The sequence below is a fragment of the Paenibacillus sp. XY044 genome (assembly GCF_002257645.1).
In the GTDB taxonomy this organism is placed as follows: Bacteria; Bacillota; Bacilli; order Paenibacillales; family Paenibacillaceae; genus Paenibacillus_AQ.
In genome coordinates this window covers 261882-286737 of the sequence record NZ_NQMO01000008.1, presented here as the reverse complement: position 1 = coordinate 286737, position 24856 = coordinate 261882, and the positions used below count along the sequence as shown (strand labels likewise).

20 protein-coding genes are annotated in these 24856 nt (G+C 56.3%); 1 reads left to right on the top strand and 19 read right to left on the bottom strand.

Annotation, left to right across the window (positions count from 1 at the left end; all coding sequences use genetic code 11):
• Nucleotides 1-118: 118 nt before the first annotated feature.
• From rsmB to CJP46_RS27725, 12 genes are all read right to left on the bottom strand, one after another.
• A complete protein-coding gene (gene rsmB, locus CJP46_RS27780; RefSeq protein ID WP_094598957.1) occupies nucleotides 119-1444 on the bottom strand; it encodes a 16S rRNA (cytosine(967)-C(5))-methyltransferase RsmB in 1326 nt (441 codons plus the stop codon).
• A gap of 56 nt (nucleotides 1445-1500) precedes the next feature.
• A complete protein-coding gene (gene fmt / locus CJP46_RS27775) occupies nucleotides 1501-2433 on the bottom strand; it encodes a methionyl-tRNA formyltransferase (RefSeq protein ID WP_094598868.1) in 933 nt (310 codons plus the stop codon).
• A gap of 6 nt (nucleotides 2434-2439) precedes the next feature.
• Entirely contained in the window at nucleotides 2440-2922 is a 483-nt protein-coding gene (def, locus tag CJP46_RS27770) for a peptide deformylase (protein WP_094598867.1), read from the bottom strand.
• An 87-nt stretch (nucleotides 2923-3009) separates the two neighbouring features.
• A complete protein-coding gene (gene priA / locus CJP46_RS27765; RefSeq protein WP_094598956.1) occupies nucleotides 3010-5547 on the bottom strand; it encodes a primosomal protein N' in 2538 nt (845 codons plus the stop codon).
• A gap of 5 nt (nucleotides 5548-5552) precedes the next feature.
• Nucleotides 5553-6779 carry a bifunctional phosphopantothenoylcysteine decarboxylase/phosphopantothenate--cysteine ligase CoaBC gene (coaBC, locus tag CJP46_RS27760; RefSeq protein ID WP_094598866.1) on the bottom strand — a complete coding sequence of 409 codons (1227 nt, stop codon included), beginning with the start codon at nucleotides 6777-6779 and terminating at the stop codon, nucleotides 5553-5555.
• 162 nt (nucleotides 6780-6941) lie between these two features.
• Nucleotides 6942-7166 carry a DNA-directed RNA polymerase subunit omega gene (rpoZ, locus tag CJP46_RS27755; RefSeq protein ID WP_094598865.1) on the bottom strand — a complete coding sequence of 75 codons (225 nt, stop codon included), beginning with the start codon at nucleotides 7164-7166 and terminating at the stop codon, nucleotides 6942-6944.
• A gap of 48 nt (nucleotides 7167-7214) precedes the next feature.
• The gene (gmk, locus tag CJP46_RS27750; protein WP_094598864.1) at nucleotides 7215-7787 is read right to left on the bottom strand and encodes a guanylate kinase; all 573 of its coding nucleotides are present in this window, start codon (nucleotides 7785-7787) and stop codon (nucleotides 7215-7217) included.
• Between the two features lie 16 nt (nucleotides 7788-7803).
• Nucleotides 7804-8064 carry an extracellular matrix/biofilm regulator RemA gene (gene remA, locus CJP46_RS27745; protein WP_006209218.1) on the bottom strand — a complete coding sequence of 87 codons (261 nt, stop codon included), beginning with the start codon at nucleotides 8062-8064 and terminating at the stop codon, nucleotides 7804-7806.
• A gap of 56 nt (nucleotides 8065-8120) precedes the next feature.
• Entirely contained in the window at nucleotides 8121-9017 is an 897-nt protein-coding gene (locus CJP46_RS27740; RefSeq protein ID WP_094598863.1) for a YicC/YloC family endoribonuclease, read from the bottom strand.
• Nucleotides 9018-9052: 35 nt separating this feature from the next.
• The gene (locus tag CJP46_RS27735; protein WP_094598862.1) at nucleotides 9053-10933 is read right to left on the bottom strand and encodes a bifunctional homocysteine S-methyltransferase/methylenetetrahydrofolate reductase; all 1881 of its coding nucleotides are present in this window, start codon (nucleotides 10931-10933) and stop codon (nucleotides 9053-9055) included.
• A gap of 208 nt (nucleotides 10934-11141) precedes the next feature.
• Nucleotides 11142-11981, bottom strand: a complete 840-nt coding sequence (gene dapF, locus CJP46_RS27730) for a diaminopimelate epimerase (protein WP_094598861.1) — start codon at nucleotides 11979-11981, stop codon at nucleotides 11142-11144.
• A gap of 78 nt (nucleotides 11982-12059) precedes the next feature.
• The gene (locus CJP46_RS27725) at nucleotides 12060-14855 is read right to left on the bottom strand and encodes a calcium-translocating P-type ATPase, SERCA-type (protein ID WP_094598860.1); all 2796 of its coding nucleotides are present in this window, start codon (nucleotides 14853-14855) and stop codon (nucleotides 12060-12062) included.
• Between the two features lie 190 nt (nucleotides 14856-15045).
• On the opposite strand from CJP46_RS27725, the gene CJP46_RS27720 reads away from it, so the two are divergent.
• Nucleotides 15046-16803 carry an Rqc2 family fibronectin-binding protein gene (locus tag CJP46_RS27720; protein ID WP_094598859.1) on the top strand — a complete coding sequence of 586 codons (1758 nt, stop codon included), beginning with the start codon at nucleotides 15046-15048 and terminating at the stop codon, nucleotides 16801-16803.
• A gap of 82 nt (nucleotides 16804-16885) precedes the next feature.
• Here the strand turns inward: CJP46_RS27720 and thrS are convergent, their stop codons facing one another.
• From thrS to CJP46_RS27685, 7 genes are all read right to left on the bottom strand, one after another.
• On the bottom strand, nucleotides 16886-18814 hold the full coding sequence (thrS, locus tag CJP46_RS27715) for a threonine--tRNA ligase (protein ID WP_094598858.1): 1929 nt from the start codon (nucleotides 18812-18814) through the stop codon (nucleotides 16886-16888).
• A gap of 521 nt (nucleotides 18815-19335) precedes the next feature.
• Nucleotides 19336-20196 carry a PHP domain-containing protein gene (locus CJP46_RS27710; protein WP_373558042.1) on the bottom strand — a complete coding sequence of 287 codons (861 nt, stop codon included), beginning with the start codon at nucleotides 20194-20196 and terminating at the stop codon, nucleotides 19336-19338.
• 63 nt (nucleotides 20197-20259) lie between these two features.
• Nucleotides 20260-21165, bottom strand: coding sequence for a selenium metabolism-associated LysR family transcriptional regulator (locus CJP46_RS27705; RefSeq protein ID WP_094598856.1), 906 nt, complete (start codon nucleotides 21163-21165; stop codon nucleotides 20260-20262).
• Nucleotides 21166-21336: 171 nt separating this feature from the next.
• On the bottom strand, nucleotides 21337-21774 hold the full coding sequence (locus tag CJP46_RS27700; RefSeq protein ID WP_076169925.1) for a hypothetical protein: 438 nt from the start codon (nucleotides 21772-21774) through the stop codon (nucleotides 21337-21339).
• A gap of 314 nt (nucleotides 21775-22088) precedes the next feature.
• Nucleotides 22089-22352: a YlbG family protein gene (locus CJP46_RS27695; RefSeq protein WP_094598855.1), complete on the bottom strand. Its 264-nt coding sequence runs from the start codon at nucleotides 22350-22352 to the stop codon at nucleotides 22089-22091.
• A 39-nt stretch (nucleotides 22353-22391) separates the two neighbouring features.
• Nucleotides 22392-22829, bottom strand: a complete 438-nt coding sequence (locus CJP46_RS27690) for a YlbF/YmcA family competence regulator (RefSeq protein ID WP_094598955.1) — start codon at nucleotides 22827-22829, stop codon at nucleotides 22392-22394.
• A 114-nt stretch (nucleotides 22830-22943) separates the two neighbouring features.
• Nucleotides 22944-24854 (bottom strand): helicase-associated domain-containing protein, encoded by a 1911-nt coding sequence (locus CJP46_RS27685; RefSeq protein ID WP_094598854.1) that lies wholly within the window; start codon nucleotides 24852-24854, stop codon nucleotides 22944-22946.
• Between the last annotated feature and the right edge of the window lie 2 nt (nucleotides 24855-24856).

Sequence of the window (24856 nt, the reverse complement as noted above, 5' to 3'; positions counted from 1 at the left end):
GTTTCTCATTCTTCCTATTTTAACACAAATAAAAGTAGCGGTAAAAGAGAAAACCCGCCAAGCTCGCGCCCGGCGGGTTACAGGAAGCAGCAGCTGCCCGTGCGGGCGATCCGCTAGTTTAGGAGAATCTCTGAATCCGTGCAATGTAAAATCCGTCGCTATGAAAATGCTGGGGCAAAATCTGTACGCCGCCGCCCCGCGGCAGTGCCGTTTCAAGCAGCCGTTCCCAGGCGGGAGACGTATCCGGGGCTATGCCGAACTCCGGATGGTTCCGCAGGAACCGCTCTACGTTCTCTTCGTTTTCCCTCGGCTCGATCGTACAGGTGCTGTATACGAGAATGCCGCCGGGCCGGAGCAGGGCCGACGCCGATTCCAGAAGCCGGTACTGCAGGGCGGCGATCTCCTCGATGTCTCCCGGGGTCTTGGCCCATTTCAGGTCCGGCTTCCGCCGGATGACGCCAAGGCCGGAGCATGGGGCATCCAGCAGGATGCGGTCGAAGGACGCCGCCGGATACCGCCCGGCCAGCTCCAGCGCATCGCCGGTCACCGGCTCGATCGCACCCAGCCCGAGCCGCTCCGCCTGCTCGCGGATCAGTTTCTGCTTGTGCTCGTGCAGATCGTTGGCGATGATCCGCCCCTCATCCCGCATCAGCTCGGCCATATGCGCCGTCTTGCCCCCGGGCGCGGCGCAGCAGTCGAGCACCCTCATGCCGGGCTCAGGGCCTACCGCATCCCCGACAAGCATCGAACTCTCGTCCTGCACGGACAGCTGTCCGTCCCGGTACCAGCCGGTCAGGGCCATGTTGCCCCCGCTGCGGACGAGAATACCTTCCGGCGTCAGCGGCGACGGCACGGCGTCCATGCCTTTCGCCTCCATCTCCCGGAGCAGGCCGTCGCGGCTGATCATCGTCGTGTTCACCCGAACGCTGACGGCGGGCGGCTCGTTGTTCGCCCGGCAAATCGCCTCGGCCGCCTCTTCCCCGTACTGCGCAATCCAGCGCTGAACCAGCCATTCGGGATGGGAGTGCTCCAGCCCGATCCGTTCGGCCGGTCCGAGGCTTTCCGGCAGGACAAGCTTGTCGGGGCTGCGCAGCACGCTGCGAAGCACGCCGTTCACCATGCCTGAAATGCCCTGGTGGCCGCGGCGCTTGGCCAAGTTCACGGCTTCATTAACGACGGCATGGGAAGGAATGCGGTCCAGATACATGATCTGGTACAGGCTGAGCCGCAGCAGGCTGCGAACCCACGGCTGCAGCTTGTTTACGCCTTTGCTGACAAAACGGTCCAGAAAATAGTCCAGCGTATTCATCCGGGAGATCGGACCGTACACGAGCTCGGTTGCAAGGCCGGCATCCTCCCTGGACAAGTTCGCGCGCTGCAGCGCAGCGTTCAGCTGCAGGTTGCTGTAGGCGCCTTCCTGCTCCACGCGCGTAAGAATATCCATCGCCAGCTCGCGCGCCGAGGGCTGACGGCTCTGCCGTTCATGGGTTCCGCGGCCGCTCACTTCAGCACCGTCCCGGGCGTCATGCTGGTTCCCCGGATAAACTGCCCGGCATCCATCGCCTTCTTGCCGCTCGGCTGGATTTCGGTCAGCCACAAGGCACCGTCCCCGGTTTTCACCTCAATGCCTTCCTGGGCAAGCTGAAGCACCGTTCCCGGAGCCGCTTCCTTGGAAGCCTTCTCTCCTTTGCGGGAAGCCCAAACCTTGAACACATCGTCGTTCCAGAACGTAAACGCCCCGGAGAAAGGCACCAGTCCGCGAATTTGATTGTAAATTTCGCGTGTGGACTTGCTCCAGTCGATTTTCTCGTCCTCACGCTTCAGATTCGGAGCATATGTAGCCTGCGAGTCATCCTGCACCGTCACCGGGACGCCGCCTTCCAGCAGCCTCGGCATCTGCTCCTTCAAGAGCACCGCCCCAGCGGCGCTCAGCTTCTCGAACAGCGTTCCCGAGGTATCCTCCTCGGTGATAGGAACCTCCGATTGGGCGATCATATCGCCTGTGTCCAAACCTTCGGCCATGTACATCAGCGTAATGCCCGTCACGGTCTCGCCATTGATGATGCAGCGCTGAATTGGCGCGCCGCCTCTGTATTTAGGCAGCAGCGAGCCATGAACATTGACGCAGCCCTTGGCCGGCAAATCCAGCACCGCTTTCGGCAAAATCTGCCCGTAAGCGGCCGTAACGATCAGGTCGGGCTTGTAGGCCGCAAGCTCGCTTACGGCCTCGGGATTGCGCATGCGCTGCGGCTGCAGCACCGGCAGACCGTGCTCAAGCGCCACTTCCTTGACCGGCGTCGGCATCAGCACCTTCTTCCGCCCCTGCGGACGGTCCGGCTGGGTGACGACGGCCACGACGTTGTAGCCCTCCTCAAGCAGCATGCGGAGACTGGGAACGGCAAACGCGGGCGTCCCCATAAAAACGATATTCATCAGGCATTACTCCTTTCCGGCGCGTTCCGGCGTATACTCATACACTCTTTCTGCAATGTCGGTAAACAGCACGCCGTCCAAATGATCGATTTCATGCTGAAAGCAGCGGGCAAGCAAACCAGTGCCCGTAATCGTCAATTCCTTGCCGTTCTCGTCCAGCCCTTTCACCGTAACCTGCTCGGCACGGCGCACGTCCCCGTTTAATCCAGGTATGCTCAGGCAGCCCTCAGGGCCGAACTGTTCGCCTTCCTTGGCTACGATTTCCGGATTGGCCATCTTGATCAAGCCGTGCTCATCGCCGACATCGACAACGATCAGCCTCTTCAAAATGCCGACCTGCGGCGCAGCAAGGCCGACGCCCTCCGCGTCGTACATCGTGTCCGCCATGTCATTCAGCAGCTTTTTGACGTTGGGGGTGATTTCTTTAACTTCTTTTGCGGTTTTATGCAAAACCTCATCCGGTTCTTTCACAATAATTCGGATCGCCATGCTGACACCTTCCTTATCGGGTTCAAATATTCATTGTTGGTTATTCATCCATGATTTCATATGATGCCGGTACGACGCTTGGAGCCGCTACATCAGCATTTGCGGGTCCACATCGATACTGATTTGAAGCTTCGGATTCTGGGCGGTATCCTCGAGTTGCTCGGCCGCTTCCCTGACCAGGCCGACAGCGTCGATGGCCCCACGCCATTTTATCATACATTGAAATCTGTATCTATTTTTTATCCGGGGCACAGGGGATGCCACGGGTCCCAGTACGTCAAAAGCGTCCGAGGTCAGCCGGTCCAGACTGCCGTACCAGCCCTTCTGCCGGGCTTTGCCCTGGAGGACGGACACCATGTTCTCCGCCATCCGGACGAGAAACGGCAGCTGCTCATGCGACAGCGTGACCAGAATAAGCCGGCAGTATGGCGGATAATGCAGGTTCCGCCGGTGCTTCAGCTCCTCCCGAACGAACGAATCGTAATCATGCCCGCTGGCGTGAATGATCGAATAATGATCCGGCGTATAAGACTGGATCATCACCTCGCCGGGCAGCTGATGGCGGCCGGCGCGGCCGGCGACCTGGGTCAGCAGCTGAAATGTCTTCTCGGCTGCGCGAAAATCCGGCAGGTTGAGTGCCGAATCGGCCGTAATGACGCCGACCAGCGTCACGTCTGGAAAATCGAGCCCTTTGGCCACCATCTGAGTGCCCAGCAGCACGTCCGCCTTCTTGTCCCGGAACTGCTTCAGCAGTTTTTCGTGCGATCCCTTCTCCGTCGTGGTATCCACGTCCATCCGGATCACCCGGATCCCGGGGAACAGCTTCGCGAGTTCCTCCTCGACGCGCTGCGTACCGGTGCCGAAATAGCGGATATGCTCGCTTCCGCAATCCGGGCACACGGACGGTGCCGGCTCGGCATAGCCGCAGTAATGGCAGCGGAGATTGTTCGATTTCTGATGATAGGTCAGCGAAATGTCGCATTCGGGACAGCCCGCCACGTAGCCGCAGCTGCGGCACATGACGAACGTGGAGTAGCCGCGCCGGTTGAGCAGCAGCACTGTCTGCTCCTTGCGTTCCAGCCGGGCTTGTAACGCTTGATGCAGCGCACGGCTGAACATGGAGCGGTTGCCTTCTTTTAATTCCTCCCGCATATCGATGATTTGTACTCCCGGCAGCTCGTTGCCAAGCGCCCGGGCTTTCATCTCAAGGAGCATCGGGGCGAACTCGTCGTTCGCCTGCGCTCTCGCGGCGTGGTAGCTTTCGAGCGAAGGCGTCGCCGAGCCCAGAATAACCGCAGCGCCGTGCTGCATCGCCCGCCGGACCGCCACGTCCCGGGCATGGTATTTCGGGCTTTCCTCCTGCTTGTACGAAGTCTCGTGCTCCTCGTCCATAATGATAAGCCCGATCTTGGCAAACGGCGCGAATACCGCCGATCTGGCGCCGATGGCAACGGCGGCCCTGCCTTCACGGATTTTGCGCCATTCGTCGTAGCGCTCCCCGCCCGAAAGGCGGCTGTGCATCACGGCGACCTGATCGCCAAAGCGCCCCTTGAACCGTTCCACCATCTGCGGCGTCAGCGAAATTTCCGGCACGAGCACGATCGCCTGCCGGCCCTGCGCGATGCAGCGCTGGATACTCTGCAGGTAGATTTCGGTCTTTCCGCTGCCCGTAACGCCATGCAGCAGGAACACCCCATGCTGCTTCAAATCAAGCACCGAGGTAATACGGTCATAAGCGTTCTGCTGCTCCGTGGTCAGCGGCAGCGGATCGCTTGGCTTAAACCAGCGTCCCCGGTAAGGATCCCTGAACGCTTCTTTATCCTCGATCGTAATGTAACCTTTATCCGCCAGACCTTTCACCGTTGCCGCGGACACCTGCAGCGTCGTCAGGACATCCTTCAGCGCAAGCGGAAGCATCTCTTTCATTTCCAAAATAAACTGCAGCACCTCACGCTGACGCTGCGCTTTCGGCGCAAACGATTCCAGGGCGGCGGCCGCTTCGTCGGGCGTAACCGCCAGATCCACCGCTTTCAGCGTTTTGATCTGCAGCTTGTCCTTAATCGACTGGTTTTCCTGCAGCACGCCCCGGCGCAGCAGCGATTTGATCACCGGCGCGCTGCCTTGAAACTGCCGGCTCAGCTGCTTAGAGGTTATTTCGCCCTTTTTTCCGACGAAATCGAGAATCGTCCGCTCGTCGCCGGAAGACTCGGGCTCCAGTTCGAACAAGCCGCCGGAATACAAGTCTTCAGACTCCCTCGGCTCCGAAGTTCCCAATGAGATGAACCGTTCGGCCTTGCCCTTAAGGGCTGTAGGCACCATCACCTGAAGCGCCGTAATCATCCGGCAGGCATACCTGCGGCTCATCCATCCGGCCAATTCCACCAGCTCTTCGGACAGCGGCGGAATGACGTCCAGCACTTCCTGGATGGCCTTAAGCTTCATGCCGGCAGCAGCCTGCTCCGGCTCAAGCCCGACAACGAATCCCTGGACCGTCCGGTGGCCGAACGGCACGCCGACCCGGCTTCCCACCTCGATCCATGCCCGCATGGATTCGGGAATGAGATAGTCAAAGGGACGGTCGGTATCACGCACCGGGACGTCGACGATCACCTTTGCCACACGCATTTCCATCAGGACAGAACCCCGTTCATCCGCGCCGCAGCGATCGTCAGCAGGCGCCGGGCGACTTCGTCTTTGGTCATTACGGGCATTTGTTCGACCAGTCCGCCGGCATCGTAAACCTGAACGATATTGGTATCCGATCTGAAGCCGGCTCCCTCCGCCGTCACGTCATTGGCCACGATCAGGTCGGCATTTTTCCGTTTTAGCTTATCCTTGGCGTACTTCTCCACATCATTCGTTTCGGCCGCGAAGCCGATCAAAAACTGCTTCGTTTTCACTTTGCCGAGCTCCTCCAGAATGTCCACCGTTTTGACGAGCTCGAGCGTCATCGTATCTCCGGACTTTTTCATTTTGCTGACGGCCGTTACCTTCGGACGGTAATCCGCGACGGCTGCCGCCTTGATGACCAGGTCGCTGTCCTCCCAATGCTCCAGCACCGCCCGGTACATATCCTCGGCTGACTGAACCTTCACCGCGTCTACGCCTGCTGGAGGCTCGACGTCAGTGTGGCCGTAGATGACATGCACGTCCGCGCCCATGTCTTTGGCGGCTTTGGCGATGGCAAATCCCATTTTTCCGGAAGAATCATTGGTGATATAACGTACCGGGTCGATCCGCTCGACCGTTCCGCCCGAGGTCACGATGACCTTTTTTCCGCGAAGCAGTCCCTGCCCCTGCACGGATTGTTTTTCAGCCGCAAAAAAGCGTTCCACCACCTGGACGATCGTTTCGGGTTCTTCCAGCCGTCCCTTGCCTACATAGCCGCAGGCAAGAAGCCCTTCGCCGGGCTCAATCATCATGACGCCCCTGGATTCGAGCAGACGCATGTTGGCTTGAACCGCCGGATGAGCATACATATGCACGTTCATGGCCGGTGCGAGCATGACAGGCGCTTCGGTGGCCAGCAGCGTCGTCGACAGCATGTCGTCCGCCAGGCCATGGGCCATTTTAGCGATCATATTGGCTGTAGCCGGGGCGATGAGCACCAGGTCGGCCTCGTCCGCCAAATGAATATGGGAAACGACGGATGGATCGCGTTCATCGAACGTGTCACTGTAAACCGGATTTTTGGACAGATTCTGAAAGGTCAGCTCCGTAATAAACTGCTTCGCCGATTCCGTCATGATCACGTGGACATCTGCGCCCTTTTGCACCAGCTTGCTGCACAGGCTGGCCGCCTTGAATGCCGCGATTCCCCCTGTAACGCCGAGCACGATGGTTTTGCCGGTTAACATACGATTTCCCCGCTTTCCGTTTATTTTATAGAGAAAAAAATACAACCTTGCGGTTGTATCTGGAAGACGTCTATACGTTCTTGCTGCAAACGAAATCAATGAGTTCTTGTTAAGACCTGCCGCATAACAGCAGAAAAAGCCCCGTCCCGGGAGGAACAGGCTTTACGCCTTTTCCTCATCCCGCTCGGCGACCGGTTCTGGAATGACGCGGATTATATCCCCGTAAATTTCCTCAAGCGCCACGCCCACGTATTTGTGGGATCTTGGATGTTTCAGTTCGGTCTTTGCGCCCTCGCGCAGCTGTCTCGCACGGCGGGAGGCCGCGACGACCAGCGAATATTTACTGTCGACTTTATTCATCATTTCATCGATCGATGGGTACAACACTTGGCGACACCTCTTTTTTTATTCTCATATGGCTGCTGTCTTCTTCGTTTATTTCCTGATTTTACAATGTTCGGCGATAATGATCGATTCTATTCGTTCGCAGGCGCAATCAATCTGATCGTTGACCACGGCATAGTCATAATGCTGCATCAAATTGATTTCGTCAACCGCCACCGTCATGCGGTGGTCGATCGTTGCCTGGTTCTCCGTACCGCGCCCGATAATCCGGTCCTTAAGTTCGTCCAGGGATGGCGGCAGCAGGAAAATAAATACCCCCTCGGGGAACTTCTGTTTGACCTGCAGGGCACCTTGTACTTCAATTTCCAAAATAATATCGTTTCCGCTCTCCAGCGTCTTCTCCACGAAATCACGCGGCGTTCCGTAATAGTTCCCCACGTACTCCGCATACTCCAGAAGCTGGTCATTCTGCATCATATCCAGAAACTGCTCACGGGTTTTGAAAAAATAATTGACCCCGTTCACTTCTCCCTGGCGCGGACTCCGTGTCGTCGCCGATACCGAATAGACCAAATCGGGAAGCTTTCCGCGCAGCGCGCTGCATACGGTCCCTTTTCCGACACCGGAAGGTCCTGACAATACAAACAATATTCCTTTTGACATATTACTCTCCATCTTGTTATTCGTCATTATCGTCATCTTTGCTGGACAGACGATGAGCCACGGTCTCCGGCTGCACCGCCGACAAGATGACATGGTCGCTATCCGTAATGATTACGGCGCGTGTCCTGCGTCCATAGGTAGCATCGATCAGCATGTGGCGATCTCTTGCTTCCTGAATAATTCGCTTAATAGGCGCCGATTCGGGGCTTACAATCGAAATGATACGGTTAGCCGATACGATGTTCCCGAAGCCGATGTTAATGAGTTTGATTGCCATAATCAGGTTCTTCCCCCTATTCATTTGACTCTTGCCTGTTTTCTGTCGAAATTGCCTTACTCTATATTGGCCAGTTGCTCTCTAATTTTTTCCAGCTCCGCTTTCATTTCGACAACACGGTTTACCAGAGTCAGATGATTGGCCTTGGATCCAATCGTATTGACTTCCCTGTTCATTTCCTGAATCAGAAAATCCAGTTTTCTTCCGACCGGTTCATCCGCACGAAGTAATCCTTTGCATTGCTCAAAATGGCTGTGCAGACGTATCAATTCCTCATCGATATTGCAGCGGTCTGCAAAAATAGCAATCTCCATGCCAAATTTATGTTCATCAAAGGCAAACGAACCGTCATTCAGTTCAGACAGCCTTTGTCTGAGCTTGTTGCGGTATTCTTCGACTACGCTGGGTGCCAGCTGTACCATTTCACCGTGGAGCTTCTCCAGTCGGTTCAGGCGCTGCTCCACATCACGGGCAAGGAAGCTTCCTTCGGAAGACCTCATCAGGGTGAGTCCTTCCATGGCCCGGACAAGACCCTCTTCAAGCACGCGTCCCCATTCTTCAGGGTCAGGCTCCTGAACCGTCCCGACTTCCTCGGGAGACAGAAACACGCCCGGCAGGGACAGCAGATCTCTTACCGTCAATTCGCCGTTCAGGCCGTGTCTCTCGGAAACCTCCCGCGCCGCCTCCATATAAGTATTGACGGCTTTATGATTTAACAAAACAGACGGAGCGTTATTCTCTTCCGCCTCCTTGTTAATAAAGACATCGATCCGGCCGCGCTTGACAAACCGCTGTACCGTTCTTCTCAAAGGGTCCTCAAAGCGTGTCCATTCACGCGGCAGGCGTATGACCACTTCGCAATATCGGTGGTTCACGGATTTCACTTCAATTTCCACTTTATACCCTCCGAAATGAAGGGCGGATTGACCGTAACCGGTCATGCTGAAAGACATCGGCACCACATCCATTACACTATTGTAATTGATAACTATCTGTGAAACAAGGGGGGCTGCTGGCGTCCGGATTTCTCCCATACATGGCTAATGAGCTGGGCGCTCATTTCATACAACATAAACGGTGTCATTAAGTAAATTCCGTTAAAATGCTCCATCGCCACATCGAGCAGCTCTTTGGCAATGGCAACCCCCATGGCTCTTCCTTCTTCGCCTTCCAGGCCGCTCATCCGGCTGCGAACTTCGTCCGAGAGCTGGATTCCCGGCACCTCATTGTGCAGGTACTCCGCATTTCGTCCGCTTGCCAGCGGCATGATGCCGAGGAAGATCGGAATATCGAGGTGGCTCGTCGCTTCCTTCAGCGCGCGGATCAGCTCAGGATCGTACACCGGCTGGGTCATGATATAGTCGGCGCCGGCAGCGATTTTACGCTCAAGCCGCAGCACGGCTTTGTCGAGATGCTTCCCGTGCGGGTTGAACGCCGCGCCGACGACGAAGTTCGCCGTTTGCTTGAGCGGCTTGCCGGAGAAGGCGATTCCCTCATTTAACTGCTTGATCATTCGTATAATTTCAAAAGAAGTCAAATCGTATACGGAGCTTGATCCCGGCAAATCTCCGAAGCGTGCGGGATCGCCCGTTACGGCCAGCACGTGGTCGATGCCAAGGGCGTCAAAGCCCATCAGGTGCGACTGTGTTCCGATCAGGTTGCGGTCCCGGCAGGCGATGTGCACGAGCGGGCGCAATCCGGTCTGCGCCTGCACCAAATGGCCCAGGGCCATGTTGCTCATCCGCGTGACCGCAAGCGAGTTGTCGGCGAGTGTCAGCGCGTCTGCCCCGGCATCCTTCAGCGCCTGCGCACCCTTCATAAATTTCGCAATATCCAAATCACGCGGAGGGTCCAGCTCCACGATCACGGTGTGGCGTTCTTTGACCAGGTCGACCAGGTTCGGTTTGCTGCCTTCGCCCTCTCCTTCACCTAAAGCGAGATGCTCATGGATTTCGATCGGGGCAGGTGCGATCGCAATCGGCTCGTACGTAATCGGCTGCGGCTTGTAATTCTGAAGCGCGGACGAAATAGCCTCGATATGGGCCGGCGTCGTCCCGCAGCAGCCGCCGATGATCCGGGCGCCGAGATCGGCAAATTTCACCGCCATCTGGCCGAAATAGTCCGGTTTGGCTCCGTATTGATATTCCCCATCCACATAATCGGCGACACCGGCATTCGGATACACCGACATCGGCACGGACAAATGGCCGCCGAGGGTCTTCATTGCGCTCATGATGCCGTTAGGACCCGTGCGGCAGTTAAAACCGATCACGTCCGCACCCTGCTGCTGCATCATCCGGAACGCTTCCGGCATCGTATAGCCGTCCAAGGTCCGCGCCACATCCTCAACCGCGAACTGGCAGATGACCGGCAGCGGACTGAGCTTGCGCACAATGGATAAGGCCAGATACATTTCTTCCACATCGTAGAAAGTTTCGAGCAGGATGCCGTCCACTCCTTCTTGAAGAAGGGCCTGGATCTGCTGCTCAAAATACTTTTTAAGCTCGGTCGTCGAGACGTTGGTCCGCTTGCCGCCGCGGATGGAACCGATGGCGCCGACCACATAGCCGGTAGGACCCGCTACTTCCCGCGCAATCCGGACACCCGCCCGGTTGATATCTTCTACCTTCGACTCCAGGCCGTATTTGGACAACTTGTCAAAGTTGGCCGAAAACGTATTGGTCTCAATGAGCTGAGCCCCCGCTTCTACATAACGCCGGTGAACATCTTTGATGACCTCCGGTGAGGTCAGGTTCAGTTCTTCATAGGAAATCCCCACGGGAAAGCCCATTTGATATAGAAAAGTGCCCATCGCTCCATCGCCGACCAGCACCTGTTGATCCCACGCTTGACGCAAATCCGGTTTCATTTTGGCTCCTCCACCCCGAAAAAGTAGTTTCACATTAATGTATCATAAATCGGCGCTTAAGATAAGTCATAGATTCCTCCAGTTATTTAACTAGAGTCGATCATAGCCCGCCGCTCCTTCCGGAACAGCAAAGCCCGGCAGATCCATATCAACCGATACGGTCCCCGGGCTATTGCGGTGTAAACGCAAGTTTTTCAAATCCTGGCGATTAGACGCCCTGGATGCTTCCCGTATACACGACAGCCGCCGGGCCAGTCATATATACATGGTTATCTTCCTCGCTCCACTCAATGAACAGGTCTCCGCCCTTCAGCCGGATCGACGCCGCCCGGTCGGTCAAACCGTTCAGCACGGAGGACACCAGCGTCGCGCAGGCCCCGGTTCCGCATGCCAGCGTCGGACCGGCGCCGCGCTCCCAGACGCGCATGTCCACGGTTCCGCGGTCCTTCACGGTCGCGAATTCGACGTTCACCTTTTTCGGGAATACCGGATGCACTTCCAGCTTCGGTCCCCAGGTGGCAAGGTCAAAGCTCACCGCATCGTCCACATAGATGACGCAGTGCGGGTTGCCCATCGATACCGCCGTAAACTGGAACTGCCGGCCGTCAGCCTCGATCGGTGCGTCCACAACCGGGTTCGCATCCATCGTCGTCGGTACGCTCAATCCGTCAAGCACGGGCTCGCCCATATCCACCGTAACGGTGGCGGCCAGGCCGTTTTCCACATGGATCGTTACCGGCTGCACGCCGGCTCCAAGCGTTTCGATCGTAATTTGCTCCCGGCTGACATAGCCATGGTCAAACACGTATTTTGCTACGCAGCGAATCGCGTTGCCGCACTGCTCCGCTTCCGAGCCGTCCGAGTTGATAATCCGCATGCGGAAATCCGCCTTCTCCGACGGCAAAATATATACCAGTCCGTCCGCCCCGATGCCGAAATAGCGGTCGCACCATTTCAAGGCGAGCTCTGCCGCGTTGTCCGGCAGAGCCTTCTCGCCGTAAATGACGATAAAATCGTTCCCGAGTCCGTGCATTTTCGTAAATTCCATGGATGGTGCCACTCCTTTGATATGCTAGCTTTTACTGTCCACTAGCATACCGCAAAAGACCGGGGCGTTCTATTGACTTTATGCAGAAATGTTTGTACTTTTCGCCACGAGGCGGCCGCTTCCCCGCCGCTTGTTGCGTCTTCCGCCCCATACGCTGCCGATGCCCATCAGGAAGGTCGGCACGCCGGCGCCGACGATCGCAATACACCATTCGCGGAAACCGAGCGGCATAGTTTTGAAGATCGGCTGCATCGGCTCGATGTACATGACGCCGAGCATGAGGATAACCGAGGACAGCACCGCCAGCACCAGGTACTTGTTTTGCAACGGATTGCGGTGGAAAATCGAACGGGAGCTTCGGCAGTCGAATACGTGAATAAGCTGGGCCAAGACGAGCGTGGCGAATGCCACGGATTGGGCTTTGGTGATCTGGGCGGCATTGTGCGGATCCACGCGCAGGGTGAGCCAGAACGCGCCGAGCGTGCACAAGCCGATCAAGAAGCCGCGGCTGATAATCTTCCATCCCAGTCGGCGGGCGAATATATTTTCCTTGGCGCCGCGCGGCTTGTGCTCCATGAGATCTTTCTCCGGCTGATCCACGCCCAGAGCCATCGCCGGCAGACCGTCGGTCACGAGGTTGACCCACAGAATCTGGATCGGCAGCAGCGGAAGCGGCAGGGCGAGCATCATCGCAAAGAACATCGTCAAAATTTCGCCGACATTGGAGGCAAGCAAGTACCGGATGAATTTGCGGATATTTTCATAGATGCTCCGGCCTTCCTCGATCGCCGCTACGATCGTCGAGAAGTTGTCGTCGCTGAGGACGAGCGCCGATGCTTCCTTGGTGACGTCGGTGCCGGTAATGCCCATGGCTATACCGATATCGGACGCCTTGATGGCCGGCGCATCGTTGACGCCGTCGCCGGTCATGGCGACGACATGGCCTTTGCGCTGCAGCGATTTGACGATCCGGAGCTTATGCTCAGGCGACACGCGCGAGTACACGTACACGTTGTCCACCTTCGTATCGAGCTCCTGGTCGTCGATCCGCGACAGCTCCTGGCCGGTCATGGCCACGCCTCCGCGCGGCATAATGCCGAGCTGCTGGGCGATCGCCTCGGCGGTCGTACCGTGGTCGCCGGTGATCATCACCGTCTTGATGCCCGCGCGGCGGCAGGTGCTGATCGCATCACGCACTTCGCGGCGAGGCGGATCGATCATGCCGGCCAGACCGACGAAGACGAGCTGGCTCTCGGCGTCCGCTTCACTGTCCATGGAATCATGCGGACGCAGGTCGCGGTATGCCGTCCCCAGCACGCGAAGCGCGGAGGTGGCCATCTCCTCGTTGGCGGCAAGCACCTTCTGCCGGAGCGTGCCAGTAAATGGAACCACATTGCCTTCCCACATAATATAAGTGCACTGGTTCAACAGCACGTCGGGCGCACCCTTGGTGCACAGTATTTTGCCGCCCTGGTGGTTCACCACGACCGACATCAGCTTGCGCTCGGAATCAAACGGGAATTCCTTATCCCGCTGGTATAGCGCCGACAAGGACTGCGTCGTCATCCCCATCTTGGAAGCGAGGGTGATAAGCGCCCCTTCGGTCGGATCTCCCTTCAGCTCCCACACCGGGCCCTGGGGCTCCTCCTTGCCTTTGCGCTTGCCGCGGGAATCCGGAGCGTTCGTCTCGTAAATTTCCGCATTGTTGCACAACGCGCTGATCTGGAGCAGCCTGCGCAGCCCCTGATCGTTCTTCAAGTCGACCGGCTTCTTCTCCTCGAGGATTTGTCCGGTCGGCGCGTATCCGTCCCCGGTGACCTCCAGGCTTCTCCCCCCGACCCATACGCGGGTTACGGTCATTTTGTTCTGTGTCAGCGTTCCGGTTTTGTCGGAGCAGATGACGGAAGCGCAGCCCAGCGTTTCGACCGACGGCAGTTTGCGTACAATCGCCTTCCGCTTGATCATCCGCTGCACACCGAGCGCCAGCGCGACGGTGACGATCGCAGGCAGTCCTTCAGGGATGGCCGCTACTGCCAGGCTCACACCGGCCAGGAACATGCCGACGGCAGGCTGTCCATGCAAAATTCCGGCAACGACGACCATAACCGTAAGTGCCAACGACAGTAAAATGAGCATTTTGCCAAGCTGTTCAAGGCGGTGCTGCAGCGGCGTTTCCTGCGAGTCCGTATTTTGGATCAGATCGGCGATTTTGCCCATTTCCGTTTCCATTCCGGTGCGGACGACGATGCCTTTGGCGGTTCCCCGCGTCATCATGGTCCCCATGAAACCCGTGTTCTTCTGGTCGCCTAGGGGCACGTCCGCTTCTTGAATAGCCTGTGCATGCTTGCCTACCGGCACCGATTCCCCGGTCAGCGCGGATTCTTCAATGTAACAGCTGCTCGTTTCCAGCCATCGGACATCCGCAGGCACCCGGTCTCCGCTTTCCAGCTGGACGACGTCCCCGGGGACGAGCATTTTGGCCGGCAATTGAACTACCTTGCCTCCCCGAATGACCTTCGCTCCTGGAGCGGACAGCTGCTTCAGCGCGCGCAGGGAGCGTTCCGCCTTGAACTCCTGAATGAAGCCGAGGACTCCGTTCAGCAGAATGATGGCGATAATGGTGATGGCGTCCAGGTATTCGCCGAGGAGGCCCGAGACCAGCGTCGCCCCCATCAGCACCAGCACCATGAAATCTTTAAATTGGTTCAAAAATAACACCAAAGGAGAAATACGCTTTCCTTCCGAAAGCTCGTTCCATCCGTTCTTCTTCCGTCTTTCCTCCGCCTCTTCTTCCGAAAGACCCTGATGCGGGTGAACGCCAAGGACTTGCTGCAGTTCGTCCACGTTCATCTGATGCCATTTTTTTTGTTCCATAGCTTCCCTTTCCCTCCCGGTCTTTATGCGCTGCGGGTATTCAACAGCTTTTCCACCTGCTCTATCGTAAATGTATTCGGACAGGGCCTAAAATATCACAAGCCCGGCCTCTTAAGTTTTTGGCCAAACTATGGCATCATAGAATGGAGGCAATCGTAACCAAGTACAGCGTAAAGATGGGAGATACACTATGGCATTAGACGGAATCGTAACGCGGGCCCTTGTCCATGAGCTGCAGAGCCTTCAGGGCGCCCGCATCAGTAAAATATACCAGCCCAATGATCACGACCTGCTCTTTCATCTTCGAACCCGGGAGGGCAACGCCAAGCTGCTGCTGTCGGCCAATCCGACGTATCCGCGGGCGCACTTCACCGAGCGCAGCTTTCTGAATCCGCAGGAGGCGCCCATGTTCTGCATGCTGATGCGCAAGCACTGCGAAGGGGGCATTATCGAAGACATCCGGCAGGTGGGGATGGAGCGGATCATTTATATCGCGGTCAGGCAGCGGGATGAGCTGGGGGACGTTTCCTCGAAGCAGCTCATTATCGAACTGATGGGCCGGCACAGCAACATTATTTTGTCAGACCCGGCGAGCGGGACCATGCTGGACGGCATCCATCATGTCACTCCGAGCATCAGCAGCTACCGGGTCGTCATGCCGGGCTTTTCCTATACGGAGCCTCCGCAGCAGCACAAGCTCAATCCCCTTGAGGTTTCAAGTGAGCAATTCGCGAAGAAATATACGGAGTCGGCGGATGCCGAACCGATTTCGTGGATCGTGGATACGTTCAGCGGCGTGAGCCCGCTGGTTGCGCAGGAAATCGTCCATCGAGCCGGCCTGCAGGCTCACTCGGAAGGAGAACCCGATCTTGGTGAAGCACGGCGCATCGCATTGTGGTCCGCCTTTTCCGGACTGATGGACAATGTCAGGCAGCAGGCGTTCCAACCGATGTCAGGCGCGAATGCCAAAGGAAAAATGGTGTTCTCCGCCATCGATCTGACGATGATCCAGGAAGAGGTCAAGCGCTATGAATCCATCAGCACCTGCATGGAGGATTATTACGGCGAAAAAGCCGAGCGCGACACCGTCAAGCAAAAGACGAGCGATCTGCTTCGTTTCCTGCACAATGAACGCGCCAAAAACATTAAAAAGCTGGACCACCTGCACGCCGACCTGGAGGAAGCAGCCGATGCAGACCAGTACCGGATTTACGGCGAGCTGCTGTTTGCCTCCCTGCATACGATTGCGAAAGGGGACAAAGAGGCGGTCCTGACCAACTTCTACGACGAAGACCAGAAGGACGTGGCGATTCCACTGGACCCTCTGCTTGGCCCTAGCGATAACGCCCAGCGGTATTTCAAGAAATATAATAAGTACAAAAACAGTCTGGCCGTCATCGATGAGCAGCTAGCCAAAACGCAAGAAGAAATCCGCTACATGGACGATCTGCTTCAGCAGCTTGCCCATGCATCCCTGAACGATATCGATGAAATCCGCGAGGAGCTTGTTCAGCAGGGATATCTCCGCGACCGCAGCAAAAAAACGCGCAAGAAGAAGAAAAACGACCGTCCGACACTCCATGTGTTCACATCGTCTGAGGGCGTCGAGATTTACGTCGGCAAAAACAACCTGCAAAACGAGTACGTGACCAACAAATTGGCCAGCGGAAGCGATACGTGGCTGCACACTAAAGATATTCCCGGTTCCCACGTCGTCATTCGCAGCAGCCAGTTCGGGGACCAGACCCTGGAGGAAGCCGCCCAACTGGCCGCTTACTTCAGCCAGGCTAAGGAATCCAGCAGCGTACCGGTCGACTGTACCCTGATCCGTCACGTGCACAAACCGAACGGCGCCAAACCGGGCTTTGTCATTTATGATCACCAGCGGACCCTAATCGTTACGCCCGACGCGGAACTGATCAAGTCGCTTCCTAGCGTCATTAAATAGAGCGTCTATTCAATAAAAAAAGCTGTATCCTCCGTTCTTATGAACGGGTGGGATACAGCCTTCTTTTTGCTGTCAGCCTGCCTTATTTTCCTGTATATTTATCCCGGATTTCCCGGTTTAAGCGCTCGATGATGTCCGGCAGCTGCTGCATGCCCAGATCCCCTTCGCCACGCTTGCGGACTGCGGCTGCACCCGCCTCCTGCTCGCTCTTGCCGACGACGAGCACGTACGGTACTTTTTCCAGCTCGGCTTCGCGGATTTTATAGCCCAGCTTCTCGTTTTTGGCACTGACCTCAACCCGAATGCCCGCTTTCGCAAGGGACTGCTTAACCTGATAAGCATAATCCAGATCGTTTTCGGAAACCGGGACGACCTTGGCCTGGACCGACGCCAGCCACAACGGAAAAGCTCCCGAGTAGTGCTCCGTTATAATGCCGATAAAACGGTCGATGGAGCCGTATACGGCGCGATGAATGACGACCGGGCGATGCTTCTGGTTGTATTCACCGACATAGCTGAGACCGAACTTCTCCGGCATTTGAAAATCGAGCTGGATCGTCCCGCACTGCCAGCTGCGCTTCAGGGCATCGAGAATATGAAAATCGATTTTCGGTCCGTAGAAAGCTCCGTCCCCCTCGTTCAGGCGGTATTCGATCCCACGCCGTTCCAGCACGCTGCGCAGCGACTGCTCCGCCTGCTCCCACAGCTCATCCGAGCCCATGGAATCCTCCGGCCGCGTCGACAGTTCAATCCGGTACGAGAAGCCGAATATGGCGTACATGTGGTCGATCAGATCGATGACGCCGGCGATTTCCTCCTCGATTTGGTCAGGTCTGACAAACAGGTGAGCGTCATCCTGGCAAAACGTCCGCACGCGCATCATGCCGCTCAGCGCTCCCGAATACTCGTGGCGGTGAACTTGTCCGAACTCGGCCAGCCGGATCGGAAGCTCGCGGTATGAGCGAAGGTCGCTTTTGAAAATCAGCATATGTCCTGGGCAGTTCATCGGCTTCAGCGCATATTCCGTCTCGTCCACCTGGGTAAAGTACATGTTGTCCTTGTAGTGATCCCAGTGCCCGGATTCCTCCCACATCCGCTTGTTCATCATAAGCGGGGTGCGCACCTCTTCATATCCTCTTGTGGCATGCAGCTCGCGCTCCAGCTTCTCCAGCTCGTTCCGGATGATCATGCCTTTAGGAAGGTAAAACGGCATGCCCGGCGCTTCCTCCGAGAACATGAACAGTCCCTGTTCCTTGCCCAGCTTGCGATGGTCGCGCTTCTTCGCTTCCTCGAGCATGTGAAGATGCTCGTCAAGCTGCGCCTTCTTGGGGAAGGCGGTGCCGTAAATCCGCTGCAGCATTTTGTTGTCCGAGTTTCCGCGCCAATAGGCTCCGGCCACGCTCAGCAGCTTGAACGCCTTGATTTTCCCCGTGGAAGGAAGATGCGGCCCTCTGCACAAGTCCACAAACTCTCCCTGCTCGTAAATCGAAATTTCGGCATCTTCGGGCAGGTCCCGAATAAGCTCGAGCTTTAGCGGCTCCTGCAGCTGCGCGAACAGATCCAGCGCTTCCTTCCGGCTGACCGCCTTCCGCCGAATCGGCAGATCCTCCTCCGCGATCCGCTTCATTTCCCGTTCGATCCGGGACAAATCATCGCTCGTCAGCGGGCTTGGAAGGTCCATATCGTAATAAAAGCCGTCCTCGATAACCGGGCCGATCCCCAGCTTGACGGATGATGCTCCGAATAAACGCTTCACGGCCTGCGCCAATAGATGCGCCGTGCTGTGCCGGTACACCTCGATCCCCTCCGGACTGTCCACCGTCACGATTTCAATGCTGCAGTCCTGTTCGACCGGCGTACTGAGATCCACCAGGATCCCGTCGATTTTACCTGCTGCGGCATTTTTCCCGAGGCTGCTGCTGATCGCTTCGGCGATTCTCTCCAACCGGACGCCTTGCTCGAATGCTCTTACCGAGCCGTCCGGCAGCTTGACTTGTATTTCCTTGTTCATGTTCTTCCCTCCGTCAATTTCGGTCTACTTGGTGAACGCAAAAAAACGCATCTCATCCCAAGGGACGAGTGCGTTCAGCTCGTGGTTCCACCCTAATTCGACCTGCATCCGACGGTTCGATCCGAACACGTACATCTGCAAAGCCCTTATTAAGAATCCGCTATCGGGGATTAACCGGTTCCTTCTACTGCCGAGACTTGGGGCCGCAGGTTCGAAGGGACGGCTGCAAAGGGGTAATTTCTGAACCGGTGTCAGGAGAAGCTTGCACCACTCACCTCTCTCTCTGGGCAGTCCTGGATCGAAATCATGTCTTTGGTCATCGCCTGATTAATTTATGCTTGTTGCTTGGTTCAACATTGTAGCACGGCCAGAAAGCACGGCGCAAGCCCAATCTTCCAATTTTTCAAAAAAAGGATGGGAATGATCAAGACTTGGATCTCTTTCGAACCATTCGATTGAAGTCTACATGTGGATTGCAGCTTTAATCAATAAATGTAGCCTGGATCAGCGGCCAGCCTGTTTTATTTTGTTCCTTGCCGGAGCTGTTCCAATACGGTAACCGGGATCGTACGGCTGCCGATATCCCCATGGAATATGACGCCCTGCCGTTCCCCGTGAAAATCGGATCCCGCCGTGACGATCAGCCCATGCTGCCTAGCCATCTTCTGGTACCGTTCCTCGTCGGCCGGGCCGTGATCGGAATGGTATACTTCGATTCCGGCAGGTTTCGCTTCCTGCAAAATCCGCTCCACCAGCGCATCATCACCGTAGATCCCCGGATGGGCCAGCACCGGCGTCCCGCCGGCTTCCCGGACCCATGCGCAGGCATCCGCCGGCGTAATCCGCGGAACAGATACATAGGCAGGCGCATCCTCGCCCAAATAGCGGTTAAAGGCGTCCCGCATGTCCGAGGCATATCCCTTCTTGACCAATACGTCGGCCATATGCGGCCGCCCGATGCTCTCATCCGGCTTCAGTTCGCGCCCCAGCCCGGCAATGACTTCCTCAAGCGTAATGGAAATTCCAAGCTCCTGCAGCTTGGTGATCATCTGATCGTTGCGCCGTTCCCGGGTTTGTCTCAGCTCGGCCAGATGGTTCAAAAACGGATCATTCGTAATGTCGATATAATATCCTAGTACATGAATATCTTTGCCGCCGGCACGCGTGCTGATCTCAACGCCGGGAACGACCGTAATGCCGAGCCGCTGCCCGGCTTCCAATGCTTCCGGAATGCCCCCCACGGTATCATGGTCGGTTATCGCCACGGCCGCGAGTCCCTTCTCATGAGCAATTCGAACGTTCTCCGCCGGCGGCTGCATACCGTCGGAAGCCGTCGTATGCGTATGCAGGTCGCAGCTATTCTGATCTTTGGACATGTCCATTCCTCCTCTAATTGGTTCAGCGTTCTTCGCAGCAGCTTATTCTTTATAACTGGCTGGCTAACCTTATCCCTCCTGCCGTTCCTGCTGCTGTTTGAGAAAGTTCAGAAAGGTCACGGCAGACAGCGGGAGCAGGGTGGACTTCAAATGAATGGCATAAAACTGCCGCTTAAATTCGGCGTCCCGGATCGGAATGATTCTAACCAAATTCAATGCGGTTTCATGCTTGACCGAAGCCGGCGACAGCATCGTGATGCCGAATCCGGCCTCGACGGCGGATTTCACCGCCCCCGTGCTCCCCAGCTCCATCGCGGTCTGCAGGGTTTGTGGATCGATCCCCTTATGGATCAGAACGCTTTCCATGACCTGGCGCGTGCCCGAACCTTTTTCCCGTAGCACGAACGGATAGGCAAGCACTTCCTCCAGCTCGACCGAATCCCGTTCCGCCAGCGGATGGCCGATGGGCACGATCAGCTTCAGCTCGTCCTGCATGACAGGATCAATGACCATATCCGGATGATGGATCGTCGCCTCGATCAGACCGAAATTCAGCTGATGCTTCGTAATCTCTTCGATGATCTGCGTGGTGTTCATCACTTTCATCATGATGCTGATGTGCGGATACTGCTGCCCAAACGGTCCGAGCAGCCGCGGCAGGAAGTATTCACCGATCGTGAGGCTGGAACCGAGCTGAAGCCGGTCCTGCAGCATATGGGTATGCGATGCCATCGCATTGTCCGTTTCCTTGACCAGGGCGATGCTTTTTGCCGCATACGGCAAAAGGGTGATTCCCGCTTCGGTCAGCTCGATCTTCTTGGTGGAGCGGATCAGCAGGCGTGTCCCGAAATATTCCTCCAGGGACTGAATTTGCATCGTAACGGCCGGCTGGGTCATATGCAGAGCGCTGGCCGCCGCCGAGAAGCTCCCGCGATCCGCCACGGTATAAAAAATGTGGAGCTGGTGAAAATTCATGGCATGCTCTCCCCCTCGTCGTTCTTATATTGTATCCGATTCGGCCGTGAACCACCAACGCGGAGCAACATTTCCGCTGCGGGATAAGTCTGTTGCAGCCGGAACATGATTCAACAAAAATGAGCATGGCTTCCCGGAGAGGGAATCCATGCTCACGCTTACAAAACGCGGTTATTTCCGCTTGCGAGTATTTTTAATCAACGTCATTCTCCGTGAATGGCGCAGCCATGAATAATAGGACTTCAAGTCCCTCAGCTCAATCGTCTCCGACATCTTGCCCAGGAACGTCACGATAATCATCTTGTGCAGCGGATTTCCGCTGATGTCGGTTTCCCCTTCGATTTCCGCAAATTCCGCGACGACGACAAGATCCTCGTCAATCAGGTAAACGTCCTTCTCATTCCGGTAGTAGGGAGCGATCCGGCCCTGCTTCAGGCACTCCCACATCCATGCGGCTATATCATCAATACTATGGATATCACTATGAATCCGGTCGTTGTACCTTGTCTTCGCATGATGGGTAATGACGATGTCGGCCACCCGCTTATCCCCTAAGGTCACAAAAAAAGGTTCATAGGTGCTCCATCTTTCCATTCCTTTGTCGCGCATGGACTATCACTCTCCACTACATAGGACTTTGTATCTATGTATTTATGCCTATTATATTACATCATTACCACGTTCTTCACAAGCTCCAAACTACGTATTCCCGGCATATTTTCATATATATAAAGGATAATCGACGCATCTGCCTCACAACGTCCTATGCCAGCCGGTTTTTTCTGGCGGATTTACAAGCTCCGTCGGCACTGATGCCGTATCCTCTGATCTAAAAAAAGAAGCAGCCAAATCCGGCTGCTTCCTGACTATACGATGACCTTCCAGGTGGGATTAAAACTTATGACAGGCAGATGAACCTCCTACTACAAGCCATAAAATCTGGTCTTATCCGGTACGTCGCTCGAATATTCCGTTTTGATCTCGTTTCGGTAGGAGCGTTCAATTTTACGCACATAGGAAAGGCGCCGGATATTTTTGGCTACTTCCTCGGCCCGGTCCGCATTCACATACATGACGACATAGTGCATCCGGCGAGATATATAGTGAACGGTCCCGTACTTCTCCAAATTCCGCGCTGCCTTAATATCGCTTACCCAAATGATATACCCCGTCCGCTCTGCAAACATCATTTTCCCACCTCACTTATACTTGAGCCTTCTATATTTTTATCCGCCGCAGGAGCATTTACCCCCGCCGCCGCAACCCCTCGGATGCGGATCGTTGCTCGGTACCTTGATCGTTTCCGAAACGGAAAAAGCGATCATTTCTGACATTTGGTGCAGCATGTCATCCAGATTCTGCTCGGCCAGCTTGAAGCGTCTCACTTCCTCGAACTGTTCCAGCTGGTTCTCCACGCCCTTGACCTCATCCTTCGCACTGTGGTAGTTCGGATGAAAATGGCCGAAACGCTGGGTCTCTTCAAAGAGGTCCTTCTTCTTCGCCAGAAGCCGGACAAGCTCCTGTATGGCCGGATTATTGTTAACCTGCTGCTTCCAATATAAATAATCGGACACCTCAACCGACTGATTGATCAAATCGCCTAATTCATAGGCGTTCATCAGTACGGCTGCCATGTCGACCGTGTTGATCTCTGATACGCTCATGAACTTCATCCCAATTCTATAAGAATGTTCCCTCCAAACTGGAGTAGACTCTTTTATCATATCATAACCTTTGGCCCATAAGAAGAGGTTTGAATGCACTTCCTGCTGCGATCATCAGGTGAAAGAAGGCACAATCAGCCGGATTTGCTCCCAATCCCCCGGCGAGAGTAGGGTCTCTTCAACACCGTCCCGTTCCGAATTCATGAGGGTTCCTTCCACGGCCCAGGGGTGGTTCCGAACCGCCCGCGGTATGAATTCCAAACGGTTTCCATCGCGGGAAATCAGCACTCTGGTTTGCCATTCTACCGCCTGCTCCATAATGTGCTGTGACGTCGTACCGTGGTAATTCCGGAAGTCCTGGGTCCACATCTTCGGGACCTGCCCATATCCGGGGAACAAGGACTCCGGCTCCGGAATATCCGGATCCGGCTCGAAATAATAGATATTCCGGCCGCTGTACACCAGACCGCCGGCAGCGTTTATCTCGGTTTGGCGTAACCTTTCTTCATGGCGCCGATGTTCCGCGCGGTCCGAAGCGGAATGATGGATCAGCGGATATGCGGAAACCGCCCCGCCGGATCCGGCGACGGCCTTTAAGGGTGAGAGGCCTGACGACTCCAATATTTTCCGGACTTCCGCTACCGCGTCCCGGTTCATGAGAAAATGCTTCGGTCCAATGCGCTGCAAATGGGATTTCAGCTTCGGATGCGCTTCGATCCGATCCCCATCCTCTTCGGCCGAACACGACAGCAGCATGGCTTCCTCAAAACGGGTCCGGCCGATTTCCCGGCCCCATTGCTCCAAAGCGAGCCTAACGTTCTCCGGAACGCCGCCGCTTGAGAATGTGTCCAGCAGCTCCGTCATTTCGGCCACACCCATGCCGTTCTCCACCGCACGGGCCGTGCTGCCGCGGGTCAAACGATATACCGACATCCTTTCGCTCTGCACCCGTTCCGAGCAGGCCAGCAGCTTCCATCGGATGCGGTACGACACATCCGGCGGGACGATCACGTCAAAATCCGGCTGAACATAGAAGCGCCCGTCTTCCACCTCCTCGGGATCTTCTCCGCCCGAAACCAGCACGGTGGCCGGATCCACGGTCCACCGGAAACAGCAGCGCCCGCTGCCGTCCTCACCGGCTTCGCCCCAGCCAAATCCCGCCATCGCTGTCATCCATGCCCGGGCGCCGGTTTCCGAAGCGGGTCGGGTGAGCATGTCTTCCCGCTCCATCCAATCCAGCATGTCCGCCATGTCGTACCAAACGCCTTGTTGGAAGGAAGGATGGCAAAGAAGGTGCCGGAAATGCTGCAGCGCCGGGCTGTTCAGGCCGTATCGCTCCAATGCCGCCGGGAGCAGCACCCCGTTCATCTCCCGCTCAGACAGGCTCAGCCACTCGCCGAGCCTATCCTCTTCGAGGAGAATGCCCTGGCTCTCTTTCACCGCAAGGCCGAGGCACAGCATCAAGTCGAGCAGCACAGCAGCCGCAATCGAATAGGTTTCGGCATGCGCGTACTGGAGCTGGAGTGCTGCGAGGTCGGAATCTTTCAGGTGCACAGCCTCCAGCAGCTTCTGCGTATTTTTTTTATGGACCGTTCCTTTCGCCGTAAGAGGAAGCCCGTGCTCGGCGGCAGCCGCAAGCGCATGCAGCAGGTCCAGGGCGAGGCCCGGCTTGGCTTCGCTAATCATAAGCACATTCGAATCCGGAACGGCTTCCGCTTCGGGTGTAAAGAACTGACGGTACAGCAGGCCCAGACTTTCCAGTGGAATATAGTAGAGTTTTTCTCCCCAAGCTTTTTTCACCGCTTGGATGAGGCCTGCTCTTCTCAAACGGATAAAAGACAGCTGGAGCTCCGCACCGCTTCGGCTGCTGCTCGTCACCGCGGTCCGGACGTCATCACTGAACGGCTGGCCGGCAAACCGGACGATCAGCCGCCTAAGCAGCTCGGCATCCTCCGGAGCCAATGTCCGCAGGATAGACCGGAAGGCTGACTCCTGCGGCAGGTCTTCGTTCATTTCTGTACTCATGA

Excerpts from the sequence above, each read along its gene's own strand:
- rsmB (WP_094598957.1), bottom strand. The coding sequence starts at position 1,444 with ATGGATATTCTTACGCGCGTGGAGCAGGAAGGCGCCTACAGCAACCTG.
- fmt (WP_094598868.1), bottom strand. The coding sequence starts at position 2,433 with ATGAATATCGTTTTTATGGGGACGCCCGCGTTTGCCGTTCCCAGTCTC.
- def (WP_094598867.1), bottom strand. The coding sequence starts at position 2,922 with ATGGCGATCCGAATTATTGTGAAAGAACCGGATGAGGTTTTGCATAAA.
- priA (WP_094598956.1), bottom strand. The coding sequence starts at position 5,547 with ATGCGTGTGGCAAAGGTGATCGTCGACGTCCCGGTGCGTGATACCGAC.
- coaBC (WP_094598866.1), bottom strand. The coding sequence starts at position 6,779 with ATGTTAACCGGCAAAACCATCGTGCTCGGCGTTACAGGGGGAATCGCG.
- gmk (WP_094598864.1), bottom strand. The coding sequence starts at position 7,787 with ATGTCAAAAGGAATATTGTTTGTATTGTCAGGACCTTCCGGTGTCGGA.
- remA (WP_006209218.1), bottom strand. The coding sequence starts at position 8,064 with ATGGCAATCAAACTCATTAACATCGGCTTCGGGAACATCGTATCGGCT.
- CJP46_RS27740 (WP_094598863.1), bottom strand. The coding sequence starts at position 9,017 with ATGTCTTTCAGCATGACCGGTTACGGTCAATCCGCCCTTCATTTCGGA.
- CJP46_RS27735 (WP_094598862.1), bottom strand. The coding sequence starts at position 10,933 with ATGAAACCGGATTTGCGTCAAGCGTGGGATCAACAGGTGCTGGTCGGC.
- dapF (WP_094598861.1), bottom strand. The coding sequence starts at position 11,981 with ATGGAATTTACGAAAATGCACGGACTCGGGAACGATTTTATCGTCATT.
- CJP46_RS27725 (WP_094598860.1), bottom strand. The coding sequence starts at position 14,855 with ATGGAACAAAAAAAATGGCATCAGATGAACGTGGACGAACTGCAGCAA.
- CJP46_RS27720 (WP_094598859.1), top strand. The coding sequence starts at position 15,046 with ATGGCATTAGACGGAATCGTAACGCGGGCCCTTGTCCATGAGCTGCAG.
- thrS (WP_094598858.1), bottom strand. The coding sequence starts at position 18,814 with ATGAACAAGGAAATACAAGTCAAGCTGCCGGACGGCTCGGTAAGAGCA.
- CJP46_RS27710 (WP_373558042.1), bottom strand. The coding sequence starts at position 20,196 with ATGGACATGTCCAAAGATCAGAATAGCTGCGACCTGCATACGCATACG.
- CJP46_RS27705 (WP_094598856.1), bottom strand. The coding sequence starts at position 21,165 with ATGAATTTTCACCAGCTCCACATTTTTTATACCGTGGCGGATCGCGGG.
- CJP46_RS27700 (WP_076169925.1), bottom strand. The coding sequence starts at position 21,774 with ATGCGCGACAAAGGAATGGAAAGATGGAGCACCTATGAACCTTTTTTT.
- CJP46_RS27695 (WP_094598855.1), bottom strand. The coding sequence starts at position 22,352 with ATGTTTGCAGAGCGGACGGGGTATATCATTTGGGTAAGCGATATTAAG.
- CJP46_RS27690 (WP_094598955.1), bottom strand. The coding sequence starts at position 22,829 with ATGAGCGTATCAGAGATCAACACGGTCGACATGGCAGCCGTACTGATG.
- CJP46_RS27685 (WP_094598854.1), bottom strand. The coding sequence starts at position 24,854 with ATGAGTACAGAAATGAACGAAGACCTGCCGCAGGAGTCAGCCTTCCGG.